This is a genomic window from Rhodoferax sp. GW821-FHT07G04, assembly GCF_059418585.1.
On the sequence record NZ_JBWKQD010000037.1, the window covers coordinates 1 to 523 of the forward strand.

Annotated in this window: 1 protein-coding gene; it reads left to right on the forward strand. The window is 57.6% G+C overall.

Going from position 1 to position 523, the window contains the following annotated elements:
• The first annotated feature begins 242 nt into the window (after positions 1–242).
• On the forward strand, positions 243–515 hold the full coding sequence (locus tag AC07OO_RS25610) for a hypothetical protein (protein WP_495085002.1): 273 nt from the start codon (positions 243–245) through the stop codon (positions 513–515).
• Positions 516–523 lie beyond the last annotated feature (8 nt).

A 523-nucleotide genomic window follows, 5' to 3' on the forward strand; every position in this document is an offset into this window, starting at 1 on the left:
AGGGCTGCCTACTGGGAGGGTTGACCGGGAGTGCAATGCCTCAGTAGCTGACGCCGCAGCATCTGAAGCCGACTGCACCAACCGCGCCGCCTGCGCTGCCTTCTTAGCAGCAGCATCCTGTTGCAACTTAGTCTGGCGCATGCGCCATGCAATAGGTCTTTGTGGCTTCACGTCATACCCCCTGTCCGGCACCGGGCAACTGCCCTATTGCCGAAAATTTGCATCTTTGAAAGGAAGACTTCATGACGCCCGACCAATTCATCAGCACAATGCACCGCCAGAGAGCGGACCAAATGGCCATGCGCCTGGCTCTGAGCGATCTAGCACAATGCCTCGATCAGCCGCTTCGCGAGCGATGGCTGCAAGCTCTTCAAGTTCGTATTGCCACAACCCGCACAAATGCGAAGACGTTGCCGGCAGACCAGAAAGAGGGACTGCTTGCAATGGCGACTGCGCTGGAATACTTGCACCGCTCGCTATCGGAGTTTGGGCAGGTTCAGAGGGACGGCGGTTAGGCATTTAC

Bases quoted from the DNA above. Each gene is read 5' to 3' on its own strand.
- AC07OO_RS25610 (WP_495085002.1), top strand. From the start codon at position 243: ATGACGCCCGACCAATTCATCAGCACAATGCACCGCCAGAGAGCGGAC.